Here is a 13,658-nt window from a genome sequence, read left to right on the forward strand (position 1 = left end):
TTCAACCCTTGAGGCCAGCAAGCATGACACCGCGCACGATGTAACGCTGGAGAAGAAGAAAGACGACGAGCGTGGGAAGCGTGGCGATTGCCGCGCCGGTCATGATCATTTCCCACTGGATGGATTGCTCGACGGCGAAGCTCGAAAGCCCGACCGGCAGCGTGTAAAGCTCCGGGCTGGTCGCAACAATCAGCGGCCAGAAGAATGCGGTCCAGTTGCCGAGGAAGGTGAAGATCGCGAGCGCCGAGAGTGCTGGCGTCACCAGCGGCATGGCAACTTTCCACCAGATTTGGAATTCGTTGAGGCCGTCGACGCGGGCAGCTTCCAGAAAGTCGTTGGGAACTCCTTCGAAGAATTGCTTCATGAGGAACGTGCCAAAGGCAGTCATCATGCCGGGGAACATGATACCCCAGTAGCTGTCCAGCCAGCCGAGCTTGCTCGACATCAGATACCATGGGATCACCAGCATTTCGGTGGGGATCATCAGCGTGGACAGGATGGCGAGGAAGATGAAATAGCGACCGCGGAACTGGAATTTCGCCAGCGTATAGCCGACAAGACTGTCGAAGAAGACATTCGACAAGGTGACCACGACCGCAACGATCATGGAATTCAGGAACCAGCGCAGGAAGCGCCCATCGGCAAGGATAGTGACATAGTTCTGCAATGTCGGCTCTGCCGGGATCAGGCGCAGGTCGTAGACCTGACCTGCCGTCTTGAGCGAGGTGGAGAACATGAAGGCCAGTGGTGTGACCATGATGAGGCCGCCGATGAGCAGCAACGTCCATGTCAGGATGCGGCCGGGCCGCAGATTCTGGAACGGGAGCGGTTTGTTTTGAGCGGACGCTGTCATTTCTTTTCCCTCAGGATCCAGAGCTGCAACAGCGAGACGCAAAGCAGGATGGTGAACAGAACGACGGTTTGCGCGGCCGCATAACCCATCGCATAGGAGGAGAAGGCCGTCTGATAGATCATCAGCACCAGCGGCTTGGTGGAGCCGAGCGGTCCGCCGGGATCGTTCGTAGTCATGTTGTAGACCTGATCGAAGATGCGCAGGAAACCGATGGACGAGAAGACGACGAGGAACACCGTGGTGGGCTTCAGAAGCGGGATCGTGATCTTGCGCAGGATCGCCCATTCGCCGAGGCCATCAATGCGTGCGGCTTCATAAAAAGTGTTGGGAACAGCGCGCAGGCCAGCCATGAAGATAATGATCTGGAAGCCAAGACCGGCCCAGATGGACGTCGCCATGATGGCATAGAGACCCTGATCGACCGAGCGCAGGAACCCCTGCTGCGGGAGCCCCACTGCACTCAGAATATTGTTGATGAAGCCGATGGGTGCGGGCTGATAGAACCAGCGCCAGACCCATGCCATGGCCGCTGCCGTGGTGAGATAAGGCAGGAAATAGAGTGCACGGATAAAGCCGTGCATGATGCGCACGCGATCCAGAAAATAGGCGATTGTAAACGCCACCACGAGGCTTATCGGCGTGCCGACTAGCAGATAGGTGAAAGTGTTCTTGAACACTTTCCAGAATTCCGGATCAGCGAAGAGCTTCTGGTAATTGGCGAAGCCGATGAACTTCGGTGGGTTCATCAGGTCCCAGTCGGTGAGAGAGAGCCAGAAAGCCTCTATCGTCGGGTAAAAGCGGATGACCGAATAGAACAGTATCGGGAGAGCCAGAAAGCTCCACACCCAGATCAACCGTCTTGTGCGCATGGAAAGACGGTCCGTCAGGCGGTTGCCCGAAGGCCCCTTCCCCGCGCCGCCTGTTTCAGCCGTCCCGGCTTCTACAGTGATTGTCATGTTTTAGTATCCTTCGGCTACGGATTAGCCGTGCCGTCAACAGGCAGGAGAAGATGAAGCAGCGGGAGCCGCTTCATCTTTCGCGTTTGCCTTACTTGGCTGCGTCGAGCACATCCTGCTCGGCCTTGGCTGCCTGATCGAGGGATTCCTTGACCGGCTGCTTTTCGAGAATAACGCGATTGGCCATATCGACAGCGATCTGGCGCTGCTTCAGCTCGTCCACGAACATGGTCGTGTGCGCATATTCCAGACCCTTCAGGAACGGGCCGTAGATCGGATCGGCAAGGTTCGTTTCCGTCAAGGCTGCCGAACGGCGCGCAGGCAGTTCGCCAACATCCTTCAACCAGATTTCCATGGCTTCCGGCGAGGAGATGTAGTTCAGGAACTTCTTGGCAGCTTCCAGTTTCTCGCCGCTTGCCTTGGCGCTAATGCCGTTGGCGAAGTAGCTCGCATAGTTGGAACGCACGCCTTCGGCATTGGCCGGAAGCTCGGTCACACCCCATTCGAAGTCCTTGATGGTGCGGAACGAACCGAGACGGAAGGTGCCGTCGATGGTCATGGCCGCCATGCCAGCGCGGAAAGCAGCCTGCCCTTCATCCATGAACTTGACTTCGCCGACCTTATGTTCGGTCTGGAGGCCAGTATAGAAGGCAAGCGCCTTTTCACCGGCGGCGTCGTTATAAGCAACCTTGCGGTCATTGTCGGTATATGGCTGGCCGCCGAACTGGCGCACCAGAACTTCACGCCACCAATGCTGGTCCTGTCCCGGCATGTCGAGCGTGATGCCTTCGGCCAGAAGATTGCCGGAAGCGTCGCGCTTCGTCGTCTTCTTGGCAGCTTCGACCATTTCATCTAGCGTCTTGGGCGGATTGTTCGGGTCGAGACCAGCGTCGGTGAAGAGCTTCTTGTTGTAGAACAGGGCCAGCGAGCGCACAGCAGTCGGCAGACCGTAATACTCATCGCCGCGCTTCATCGCCGAAACAATCGGGAAGAATTCGCTCTCAATCTTGTCATGCGGGAACGTGTCCTGCGGCAGCGGCTGCAGAATGCCGCCAGCCACGAATTTGTCCAGCCAGCCGTAGAAAAGCTGCATCACGTCCGGGCTCTTGCCCGCCATCTTCGCTGCGATTACGCGCGTCTGATAGTCGTCGTACGGGAACGTGACCTGCTTGACCTTGATGTCCGGATTGGCCTTCTCGAAATTCTCGATCAGCTTGTCCATCGCCTTGACGCGTGTCTCGAAGACATACTGCCAATATTCGATTTCGACAGCCTGAGCGGCATTGATCGCAAAGGTGCTGAGCCCCGCAACCAAACCTGCCAATAACAGCTTACGCATTTAAACCTCCCTAATGCCCCGCCCACCGGTTCGAATGCGGTCGCCAGGCACGGCTGCGGCAGTGCTTCGCACAATCCGCATATTCCACCACATGCCGCGCAGATGATGCGCAGCGCCCATTTTTTCCCATGCAGGAACCCACTTCCCCGACATGAGCCAAGGCGGTTCTTCACCACCCTGCCCTTACGGTTCAATGTTGCGAGCGTTTTGTCAATAAGATAATTTAGTTGAATTAATATATTGCTGTTAAAAGCGGCTCGCGTTATCTGTTTTGACGGGAGACAGGAGGGACCATGACATCGAAATCAGATGGGCAATCCGAAGACGGGCGGGCCAATACGCCTGCCGCCGTACAAGGTGGGTCGCTTGCGGTCACTCTGGGCAAGAATCCCGAGCGAATTCGTGACCATAACCGACGTGTAGTGCTTGATGTCGTGCGCCGCCACGGTCCTCTCGGCCGGATGCATATCGCCCGCCTGACGCATCTGACCGCACAGGCCATCGCCAATATCGTCGATGAGCTGGTTTCAGAGAATCTGCTCATGCAGCTGGGGCGACTGAAAACGGGGCGCGGCCAGCCGCCGATCCAGTTTGCCGTCAATCCCGAAGGCGCGATGACCATCGGTGTGGAAATGGGTTCGACGCATATGGTGACGACGGTGCTTGATCTTTCCGGCAAGCCGCGCACGCAGCACGTGCGCCCCATTCAGGATGTCAGCCCCGACAGGCTCTCCACACAATTGCGAAAAGAAGTCGATGCGGTGAAGACTTCGTTTCCCGCGCGCCTGCTCGGCATAGGCGTCGTGATGCCGGGTCCTTTTGACATTGAAGGCATGAGTTCTGTCGGTCCGACCACCCTGCCCGGCTGGTCCGGGATCGATGCAGCGGCGGTTCTGAGCGAAGCCTGCGGCGAATCCGTTCTGGTCGAAAACGACGCGAATGCCGCCGCTGTCGGCGAACGCCTGTTCGGCGCGGGACACGCGATTTCCAATTTCGCCATGATCTATTTCGGTGCCGGTATCGGGCTTGGCATGATTCAGGACGGCGCACCGTTTCGAGGCGCTTTCGGCAATGCCGGTGAAATCGGTCATATCGTCATCACGCCTAATGGGCGCAGCTGCGCCTGCGGCCAGAAGGGTTGCCTCGAAACCTATGCCTCCCTTCATACCTTGCGCGAGAAGCTTCACGCGGCAGGGATTGAGGACACCAATTTCGACGCGCTGGAAAAGCTGCATGAAGGCCGCAACCCAGTTCTGATGGGCTGGGTACAGGAGGCCGCCGACCATCTGGCTCCGATGATTGCCATGATCGAAAACATTCTCGATCCCGAGACGATCATTCTGGGCGGCATGTTGCCCGATGCGATCATCGATGACCTGATCTGGCATATGGGTGGTCTGCCGATTTCGGTTGCTAGCCGCCGCGCCCGTGCGTTGCCACGGGTCATTCGAGGGCAGACGGGACAGTTCACCGCCGCCCTGGGCGCTGCATCACTGCCGATGTTCGAGGCCATGACGCCGAAGCTTGATACCAATTCGGAAATCTGACCATGCTCACCGCCCTTCAGCGCATCGAGCGCCAGAAGTCGTCTCCTGCCCTCGTCCGTCTGCATCGCGCTCTAAGCAGGCTGCGCTCGACCGTCACGCTGATGCATACGGGTGCGCACCCTGACGATGAGCAGAGCGGCCTGATGGCCTATTTGCGGTTCGGACTTGGTATACGGGTGGTGATCGCCTGTTCGACACGCGGCGAAGGCGGGCAAAATGCGCTTGGCCCGGAACGCGGTGGTGCGCTCGGCGTGATCCGCAGCCGTGAGATGGAAGAAGCAGCGCGCATTCTCGATTGCGACGTGCATTGGCTCGGCCATGGTCCAGACGATTCCGTCCACGACTTCGGTTTCTCCAAGGATGGTGACGGTACCTTTGCCCACTGGGGTGAGAAGAAAACCGTCGAGCGGCTCGTACGCGCCTATCGCACCGAGCGTCCGGATATCGTGCTGCCGACCTTTCTCGATGTTCCCGGCCAGCATGGCCACCACCGCGCGATGACACGGGCTGCGGAAACGGCCATAGGTGTCGCCGCCGATCCCGATGCCTTTCCCGAACATTTTGCCGAGGGATTGATGCCGTGGCAGGTGGCAAAATTCTATCTCCCTGCCTGGTCAGGCGGCGGCGACACCTATGATGACGAGCTTCCTCCGCCCGACACCACATTGACCGTTCACGCGGCGGGTCGCGACGCTGCGACCGGTGCCGATTACGACCGTATCGGTGAATGGTCGCGTGCCTGTCACGCCACGCAGGGCATGGGGCGCTGGCCGGAAACGCCCAAGAGCGAATGGCCGCTGCATCTGAAACTGCCGGAAAGCTGTGCTGAAACAACAATTCTTGAAGGTATTCCGGAATCTCTCGCAACACTGGCTGAGGTCGATGGGCTGACACTTGAAACCCGGAAGCAGCTTCTTGACGCTCATTTGTCTGTCGAGCGGACTATTGCGGCTTTTCCTGAGCGCGAAACCATTGTCAATAATCTTCTCGGTGCTGCAAAAAGCCTGAAAACTGTACTGACCGGCGCACCGCAAGGTTTCCTCGTGCAGCACGGGCACAGGCTGGAACGCAAGCAGTGGGAAATCGACGCCGCCTTGATCGAAGCAGCGTCTTTGTTCGAGCGGGCTTATCTGGAAGAAGCCATATTGCCTACAGGTGGAGAAACCCGCCTTGTTGTCGAATACGGCCCCGGAGCGATGGCCGTCGCAATAACAGCCGACCCCATATTGCCAGAAAGCTGTTCGACCGCTTGCGAGTACGTGACGCCCGAGAGGGAAATTCTGGCTGTGTCACTGGCAAAGGAGGCAGCACTTTCCCCGCTTTTTGAACCGGCTTGGCGGTCACTCGGCGGCAACGGACAGGCCTATATCCGATTAAAGGCGCAGTTTGACGATCACCTGGCTGCGTGCAGCTTCGATCTCGAAGAGCCGCTTGCCATTGTTCCATCTGCCTCGTTAAGGATTGATCCGCCAGCAGTCATCATATCGGGCAAGCAGTATCCCTCGCCGATCCGGCTTGTGGTCGATGGCGAGACCGGCCAAGTCACATTCACAGCGCAAAACGGTTGGAGCGTCGGCGTAATCGGGCAGGATGCTGTTCTACACGGGCCTTTCGATCCAGAGCCCGGCTTGACTGCGCTACAGGCCACGATCAACGGACGTCTTGCATGGCAGACGCAGGTAGCCAGCTACCCGCATATCGGTAAAACCGTCTGGCGTGAGCCTGCCGTGCTGCCTGTATTGGCACTCGACGTGAAATTGCCTGATGCGCGTATCGGCTATATCGGCGCTGGGGCAGACAATGTTGGTCTTTGGCTGAAACGCATGGGATTTGATGTCACCGATGTCGAAGCACGCCATCTTTCCGGTGATCTTTCGCAATTCACCACCATCGTGGTCGGTATATTCGCCTTCGGCCTGCACGCTGATCTCGCCGCAGCAACGGACAATCTGCATCGATTCGTCGAGAATGGCGGACATCTGGTGACGCTCTATCATCGTCCATCCGATGGTTGGCATCCGGATCGGACACCACCGCGAAAATTAGCCATCGGTTCCCCGTCATTGCGCTGGCGCGTTACGAATCCCCATGCCGCAGTTACAGTTCTCGATCCAGAGCATCCCTTGCTCGTCGGCCCCAATATTATCAGCGAACGTGATTGGAATGGATGGCACAAGGAACGTGGGCTTTATTTCGCTTCCGCATGGGATGACGACTATCAGCCGCTGCTTTCCATGCATGATGAGGGAGAACAGCCGCTCTTCGGCGCGCTTGTTTCAGCCAGTATCGGTAAAGGCCGCCATACGCATACGAGCCTCGTCCTGCATCATCAGCTCGACAAGCTTGTGCCCGGTGCATTCCGGCTCATCGCCAATCTGGTACAACCTGTGAGATAATTTCGTGCATATCGTTATGTTGAAATATTTATCACGTTTATGTCGCTCCGGACAGAAACTATTTTCGTTATATTTCATTTCACTAATTAATTTTTCTTGAGTTCCCTTCGCCGGAAAATTCGCTCTATCTCAGCGTGTATTTGACTCATGGAGATGAATTATCATGCGCAATCTGGTACGTGTTTCTTTGACCGGTCTTTTCCTCGGTGCAAATCTTACGATGGCTTTTGCACAGGCAACGCCTGAACAGATGGAGATGGCCTATAACGCAGCTCGCAACCAGCTTGGCGTACTCCAGTACTGCCAGGAAAAGGGTTATACCGATGGCGGCGCCATCGAAATCCAGACAAAAATGATTGCGCTGATCCCCGCCCCATCCGACACCACCAAGGCCGACGCTGCCGAAGCAACCGGTAAGCAGGGTAAGGTCTCTGCGATGGGCATGGAACAGGATATTGCCACCAGCGCAAAAGCACAGAATGTCTCCGAGGAGAAGCTCTGCCAGACCATGGCTGATGCCGTTAAGCAGGCTGGCGCCCAGCTGCCGCAGTAAGGCAGATCGCAGCTTCCAAGAAAAAGAGAGCCTCGCGTAAGCGGGGCTTTTCCTTGCCTGAAGATTTATATTCGATATCGCTTAAATACAACGTACGACGCTATTGCAGTTTTCGTTTTTAATTCAGCACTTTATTAATCATATGCGATACTCACCTTCCGTTTACCATGCAACTTAAGAGGGTGCACATATTTGCCGGGTAGTTTGCTCTCAGGTCACAGAGACCACTAAACAAGCAAGAATGATCTCAGGAGCAACACATGACCAAGCTTATTGCACGCTTTCGTAAAAGCGAATCCGGCGCTACCGCCATCGAATACGGCCTCATCGCGGCTTTGATTGCTGTCGTCATCATCGGCGCAACGACGTCTCTCGGCACCACCATCCGCACCCAGTTCAATGCCATTGCGACCGCTATTGGTGGTGCTGGCGGCAGCTAATAGGCTCTGCAAACGCGACAATAATGCCACCGCCCTTCGGGGCGGTTTTGCTTTTTGCGGAGACGTTCTGCCTTCTCAACAGCAACTTTTGAAATCCCCACGCGTTTACTAAGTATGTGTGGAACATATTTCACGGCCTTATGCGGAGGTTTGATCGCAGCTAACCAAGCTAACGCTCTGCAATCTTTATTGATTATGGGCTTCAGATAGAAACGCGCATAATCCCTCTAAATAGTGGTTCGCCGCGTGGTTATTGCGTATTCCAGCGCTGGCCCCGGCTTTTCGGGAGTAGCGAACATGTCATTGAAATCCATTTTACTGGCGCTCGGCATCGGCGCTGCCAGTCTGACGCTCAGCGGTTGTGTCTCCGAGGGCTATTACGGCTCTGGCTATTCTGATCCCTATTATGTTCGCGGCGGTTATGTCGGCACGGGGGTCGTTTATAATAGTGGCGGCTATTATCGGAACTACCCACGTTATCCACGCTACTATAGAGATTCACGCTACTATCGTGACCGTGATTACTATCGTTATCGCGACCGGGACCGTCCACGTCGTCCTGACACCAACAGACCGGATCGTCCGCGTCCACCGCGACCGGACCGTCCGCCATCAGGCAACGATGGTGCAGGTCGTCCTAACCCGGGCAATCTGCCAGTTATCCAGCCGATCAGGCGTGGTCCGCATAACTGAAACAAAAACACCCGCCGAAATTCGGCGGGTGTTTTGCATAGAAGGAACCAATGTCAGAGCTTGATGACATATTCCTTGCGGGTGGTCTCTATGACTTCCCAGCTTCCCTTGAACCCCGGTCGGATGACAAAACTGTCGCCTGCAACGACTTCGCGGCTTTCACCGCCCTCTTCGCTGATGACCGACCGGCCGGACAGGATGTGACAGAACTCCCATTCATCATATTCGATGCGCCATTTACCCGGCGTGCTCTCCCATATGCCAGCAAAGAGCGTGCCCTCGGTATTCTCCTCCAAATTCCACGTGCGGAATTTCGGGGCACCGGAAATAATGCGCTCCGGTAGCGGCGCGCCTTCCTCCGGTTCGATGCCGGTCAGGTCGAAATCGAGAAACCGGCTCATGGATCAGACCTTTGCCAGCGCCTGCTCAATATCGGCAATGATATCGTCCGCATCCTCGATACCGATAGACAGGCGCACCACGTCCGGGCCAGCGCCAGCCGCCACCTTCTGCTCATCACTCAGCTGACGGTGGGTGGTGGATGCCGGGTGGATGACCAGCGAGCGCGTGTCGCCAATATTGGCCAGCAGCGAGAACAGGTCGAGGCTGTCTACGAACTTTACGCCCGCGTCGTAACCGCCCTTGAGACCGAAGGTAAACACCGAACCGGCACCCTTCGGCGCATATTTCTGCTGGAGCGCATGAAATTTATCATGCGGCAGCCCGGCATAATTTACCCACGACACTTTCTCGTGGCCATGCAGCCAGGATGCGACCTTCAGAGCATTGTCGCTGTGACGCTGCATGCGCAGCGGCAGGGTTTCCGCGCCGGTGAGAATCTGGAAGGCGTTGAACGGCGAAATCGCCGGGCCGAAATCACGCAGACCCAGCACTCGGGCAGCGATTGCAAAGGAAATATTGCCAAAGGTCTTGTGCAGTTCCAGACCCGCGTAATCCGGACGCGGTTCGGTCAGAAGCGGATAATTGCCGGACTTCGCCCAGTCGAATGTACCGCCATCGACCAGAATGCCGCCCATGGAATTGCCATGACCACCGATAAACTTGGTCAGCGAGTGAACGACGATATCCGCACCATGTTCGATCGGGCGCACCAGATAAGGCGATGCAAGCGTGTTGTCCACGATCAGTGGCAGGCCGTTTCTGTGCGCAATTTCGGCGATAGCCTCGATGTCCACCACGATGCCGCCCGGATTGGCGAAGCTTTCGATAAAGATAGCACGTGTCTTGCTGTCGATCTGCTTTGCGAAATCGGTCGGGTTGGTGGCATCGGCCCAGCGGACCTGCCAGCCGAAGGACTTGAACGACTGACCGAACTGATTGATCGATCCGCCGTAAAGCTGGCGCGCGGCGACGAAATTGTCACCCGGTTGAAGCAGCGTATGGAAAACAAGCAACTGCGCTGAGTGACCGGATGCAGTCGCTACAGCCGCCGTACCGCCTTCGAGTGCGGCAATGCGCTCTTCCAGAACTGCGGTCGTCGGGTTTGTGATGCGCGTATAGATATTGCCGAACGCCTGCAGGCCGAACAATGAAGCTGCGTGGTCCGCATCTTCAAACACGAACGAGGTCGTCTGATAGATCGGCGTTGCACGGGCACCTGTCGTCGGATCGGGCTTTGCCCCTGCGTGAACGGCAAGTGTTTCAATTCCGGGAGAGCGTTTCGACATCATTTCCTCCTGTGTCCCAAACCCCAAACAGGTCTGGAACCTAGGCTCTACAGCGAGGAAAGCAAAGGAGGATTTTCCGCCAAATACTGGATTCGCAGAAATTAAATCCGAAAGCTCTTATCAACCGATCAGGCGGGGATATTCGATTGCCGGACAGCGGTCCATGATGACGGTCAAACCTGCTTCGCTGGCACGATTTCCAGCCTCTTGGTGCACGACACCCAGCTGCGTCCAAAAGATCTTCGGGCGGTGCTTCATTGCAAGAACTTCGTCCACGATACCCGGCAGCGAATAAGGCTCACGGAAGACATCCACCATATCGACTGGCTCTTCGATATCAGCCAGACGCGCCACGACACGCTGGCCATGAATGTGTTTTCCCACCTGCCCCGGATTGACCGGAATCACGCGGTATCCCTTGGAAAGCAGGAATTCCATCACGCCATTGCTCGGGCGTTCCGGCTTCGGTGATGCGCCAAGAAGCGCAATCGTTTTGACGGAACGGAGGATCTCGCGAATCTGATCGTCGGAAGGGTTTTGCATTTTATCCTCTTCGGTCGCTGGAGCGAGCGCTTGCATGAAGGGTGGCGCTCCCTTTATTGATAAATAAATTTGGGAGGAGCGCATGAATATCAATACCGCGCAGGAGCGGAATGCCGCCATGGTGGCAAGCCGGTCGTTGAGCCCTGTCATGAACATTGAAGAGCTGCGCGCATTCATGAAGCGCGAGTTTCCGCAACTTGGCAACGCTTTCGAGATCACGGCAATTGGTGACGGTTCGGCAACCATGCAGCTTAATGCCGATGCACAACATCTGCGCCCCGGCGGTACTGTGTCCGGCCCTTCGCTTTTTGCACTCGCCGATGTGACGGCCTATGCAGCCATACTGGCCCATATTGGCCCGGTGGCACTGGCCGTGACAACGAACCTGAACATCAACTTTCTGCGTAAACCCTCTCCCGGCACGGTCGAGGCCGTCGCACACCTCCTGAAACTCGGCAAACGGCTTGCTGTACTCGATATCAGTCTGACCGATGGTACAAGTGGCGAGCTGGTGGCCCATGCAACGACAACTTACTCGATCCCGCCGCGATAAAGCATCTAAAAAAGATACGGTATTATAATACCAAACATTTAACATATTGATTTTACTGTGTTTTTAAAACAACGCTCTGAATATAGGACTTGACGCCCACTCGGACATTGTGTATCGACCCGCCAGTGAGTTGAGCAGAAGTTATCTTTTGCCCGCTCGTTCGGGTTGGACACGATCCAACACAAGCAACAAAAAAAGCCCTGATTTTCAAGATCGGGGATTAAGTCAAGGAAGACTTCAATGGCAACTTTCTCTCAGAAGCCGGCTGAAGTGGTGAAGAAGTGGGTGCTGATCGACGCCGAAGGCCTCGTGCTCGGCCGTCTCGCCACCATCGTCGCCAATCGCCTGCGCGGCAAGCACAAAGCAACCTTCACCCCGCACGTTGACGATGGCGACAATGTCGTAATCATCAATGCCGACAAGGTTGTTCTGACCGGCAAGAAGTACACCGACAAGGTCTATTACTGGCACACCGGTCATCCGGGCGGCATCAAGGAGCGCACTGCTCGCCAGATTCTCGAAGGCCGTTTCCCGGAACGCGTCGTCGAAAAGGCCATTGAGCGTATGATCCCGCGCGGTCCGCTCGGCCGTCGCCAGATGAAGAACCTGCGCGTCTATGCAGGCCCGAACCATCAGCAGGAAGCTCAGCAGCCGGAAGTCCTCGACGTCGCCGCGCTGAACCGCAAGAACAAAGGGAATGCATAATCATGGCTGAGCAGCTCAACTCGCTCGAAGAACTCGGCACTGTTGCCAAGACCGAAGCTGCCGCTCCGGTTCATGTCCAGAAGCTGGACGCACAGGGCCGCGCTTATGCCACCGGCAAGCGTAAGGACGCCGTTGCACGCGTATGGGTCAAGCCGGGCACCGGCAAGATCACCGTCAACGACAAGGAATTCGAAAAGTATTTCGCACGTCCGGTCCTGCAGATGATCCTGCAGCAGCCGATCGTTGCTTCGAATCGCGCTGGTCAGTTCGACATCGTTGCCACCGTTGCCGGTGGCGGTCTCTCCGGTCAGGCCGGTGCTGTTCGTCACGGCATCTCCAAGGCCCTCACCTACTACGAGCCGGGCCTGCGCACGGTTCTCAAGAAGGGTGGCTTCCTGACCCGCGATAGCCGCGTTGTTGAACGTAAGAAGTACGGTAAGGCCAAGGCTCGCCGTTCGTTCCAGTTCTCCAAGCGCTAACGCGCTTAGGGCCAGTTCTCCAAGCGCTAGTATCTATCGCTTCAGAGCTTACGGAAAAGCGGACCTTCGGGTCCGCTTTTTTGTTTCATTCAATGCCGGATTTCAGCCGCCCCAACTGCGGATGGACTTGCGGTTGATCTCAAGCTGTTTTTCAGGCGATTGTTTGTAATAATCGGGTGCCAGCCCGGAAACCCAGTCGCCATAGCTCGGATTGGGTAGCATGAAGAACTTCGTCCCGAAGGCTTCGCGATTGGCTTCTACGAATGTGCGTCGCTGCTGATTGTTCTTGTGATAGGTCGCAGCTCCAAAGTCGTTGAGATTGTCACCGACGTAAACGACAACATCAAAGCCATCTGCTTTGACAGCATCGAAACGGCTCTGCTTGTTGGACTGACCGCCATTCAACAAAAGTGTTTTCGCAGATACGCCGGGGAACCCCAGTTTTCTTATGTTTGCTGCCGTTGACTCAAATGACTTCGCATCGCGGTTCGTGACATAGAACATCGTGCCGCCATTCGCGTTGACATGTCTGGCAAACTCCACGGCACCTGCAATTGGACCTGCCTGTTCGGCAGCCATCCAGCGCGCCCATGTCTTCTCCGTGTAGGGCACGCTTTGTTTGACACGCCATCCGGCATAGGCGGTATTATCGATCATGGTCTCATCGAGATCGACGATCACAGCCTTCCGCCTTCCCTTTGTCGGTTTTACTGCATCGAAAGCCTGACGCGCACCGTTGAACGTCTGATAGGCCAGCGCATCATACTCGCCTGACTGCTGCATCCAGTTGATTGCGCTTACATTCTGCTGCTCGAGCTGAAATCTGGCCGTACGCTGATCCGTTGCACAACCCGCAAGGGAAGCAGAACAAGCAACAATGACCGAAATAGTAAGTAAAGTTCTTCGCATAATG

15 protein-coding genes are annotated in these 13,658 nt (G+C 56.2%); 8 read left to right on the forward strand and 7 right to left on the reverse strand.

Translation table 11 applies throughout. From position 1 onward, the window contains the following. Position 1 precedes the first annotated feature (1 nt). From AC1RHM_RS21385 to AC1RHM_RS21395, 3 genes are all read right to left on the reverse strand, one after another. Entirely contained in the window at positions 2–853 is an 852-nt protein-coding gene (locus AC1RHM_RS21385) for a carbohydrate ABC transporter permease (protein ID WP_010661134.1), read from the reverse strand. Then, positions 850–1,722: a carbohydrate ABC transporter permease gene (locus AC1RHM_RS21390; RefSeq protein ID WP_036564035.1), complete on the reverse strand. Its 873-nt coding sequence runs from the start codon at positions 1,720–1,722 to the stop codon at positions 850–852. The genes AC1RHM_RS21385 and AC1RHM_RS21390 overlap by 4 nt, the downstream gene beginning before the upstream one ends. Positions 1,723–1,900: 178 nt before the next feature. After that, positions 1,901–3,148: a sugar ABC transporter substrate-binding protein gene (locus tag AC1RHM_RS21395; RefSeq protein WP_010661132.1), complete on the reverse strand. Its 1,248-nt coding sequence runs from the start codon at positions 3,146–3,148 to the stop codon at positions 1,901–1,903. Positions 3,149–3,441: 293 nt separating this feature from the next. Between AC1RHM_RS21395 and AC1RHM_RS21400 the strand changes: the two genes are divergently transcribed. The 5 genes from AC1RHM_RS21400 (at position 3,442) to AC1RHM_RS21420 (ending at position 8,777) form a co-directional block, all read left to right on the forward strand. Then, entirely contained in the window at positions 3,442–4,695 is a 1,254-nt protein-coding gene (locus AC1RHM_RS21400) for an ROK family protein (RefSeq protein ID WP_010661131.1), read from the forward strand. 2 nt (positions 4,696–4,697) lie between these two features. Then, entirely contained in the window at positions 4,698–7,091 is a 2,394-nt protein-coding gene (locus AC1RHM_RS21405; RefSeq protein ID WP_036588459.1) for a PIG-L family deacetylase, read from the forward strand. A gap of 163 nt (positions 7,092–7,254) precedes the next feature. Next, on the forward strand, positions 7,255–7,644 hold the full coding sequence (locus tag AC1RHM_RS21410) for a pore-forming ESAT-6 family protein (protein ID WP_010661129.1): 390 nt from the start codon (positions 7,255–7,257) through the stop codon (positions 7,642–7,644). Positions 7,645–7,904: 260 nt separating this feature from the next. After that, entirely contained in the window at positions 7,905–8,084 is a 180-nt protein-coding gene (locus AC1RHM_RS21415; RefSeq protein WP_010661128.1) for a Flp family type IVb pilin, read from the forward strand. 297 nt (positions 8,085–8,381) lie between these two features. Beyond that, on the forward strand, positions 8,382–8,777 hold the full coding sequence (locus AC1RHM_RS21420) for a hypothetical protein (protein ID WP_010661127.1): 396 nt from the start codon (positions 8,382–8,384) through the stop codon (positions 8,775–8,777). Positions 8,778–8,830: 53 nt separating this feature from the next. On the opposite strand, the gene AC1RHM_RS21425 is transcribed toward AC1RHM_RS21420, so the two are convergent. The 3 genes from AC1RHM_RS21425 to AC1RHM_RS21435 form a co-directional block, all read right to left on the reverse strand. Further along, positions 8,831–9,178 carry a cupin domain-containing protein gene (locus AC1RHM_RS21425; RefSeq protein ID WP_010661126.1) on the reverse strand — a complete coding sequence of 116 codons (348 nt, stop codon included), beginning with the start codon at positions 9,176–9,178 and terminating at the stop codon, positions 8,831–8,833. 3 nt (positions 9,179–9,181) lie between these two features. Next, on the reverse strand, positions 9,182–10,465 hold the full coding sequence (locus AC1RHM_RS21430; RefSeq protein ID WP_010661125.1) for an O-acetylhomoserine aminocarboxypropyltransferase: 1,284 nt from the start codon (positions 10,463–10,465) through the stop codon (positions 9,182–9,184). 120 nt (positions 10,466–10,585) lie between these two features. Continuing rightward, the gene (locus AC1RHM_RS21435) at positions 10,586–11,008 is read right to left on the reverse strand and encodes a CoA-binding protein (RefSeq protein ID WP_029376237.1); all 423 of its coding nucleotides are present in this window, start codon (positions 11,006–11,008) and stop codon (positions 10,586–10,588) included. A gap of 82 nt (positions 11,009–11,090) precedes the next feature. Between AC1RHM_RS21435 and AC1RHM_RS21440 the strand changes: the two genes are divergently transcribed. The 3 genes from AC1RHM_RS21440 (at position 11,091) to rpsI (ending at position 12,745) form a co-directional block, all read left to right on the forward strand. Further along, positions 11,091–11,561 carry a PaaI family thioesterase gene (locus AC1RHM_RS21440; protein ID WP_010661123.1) on the forward strand — a complete coding sequence of 157 codons (471 nt, stop codon included), beginning with the start codon at positions 11,091–11,093 and terminating at the stop codon, positions 11,559–11,561. A 240-nt stretch (positions 11,562–11,801) separates the two neighbouring features. Then, positions 11,802–12,266, forward strand: a complete 465-nt coding sequence (rplM, locus tag AC1RHM_RS21445; protein ID WP_010661122.1) for a 50S ribosomal protein L13 — start codon at positions 11,802–11,804, stop codon at positions 12,264–12,266. 2 nt (positions 12,267–12,268) lie between these two features. Beyond that, complete coding sequence (gene rpsI / locus AC1RHM_RS21450; protein WP_006466519.1) at positions 12,269–12,745, forward strand: 30S ribosomal protein S9; 477 nt, start codon at positions 12,269–12,271, stop codon at positions 12,743–12,745. Positions 12,746–12,847: 102 nt separating this feature from the next. Here rpsI and AC1RHM_RS21455 read toward each other — a convergent pair whose 3' ends face one another. Beyond that, complete coding sequence (locus AC1RHM_RS21455) at positions 12,848–13,654, reverse strand: 5'-nucleotidase, lipoprotein e(P4) family (RefSeq protein ID WP_036588461.1); 807 nt, start codon at positions 13,652–13,654, stop codon at positions 12,848–12,850. Positions 13,655–13,658: the final 4 nt, after the last annotated feature.

This window comes from Brucella sp. GW823-FHT04E01 (assembly GCF_058796175.1).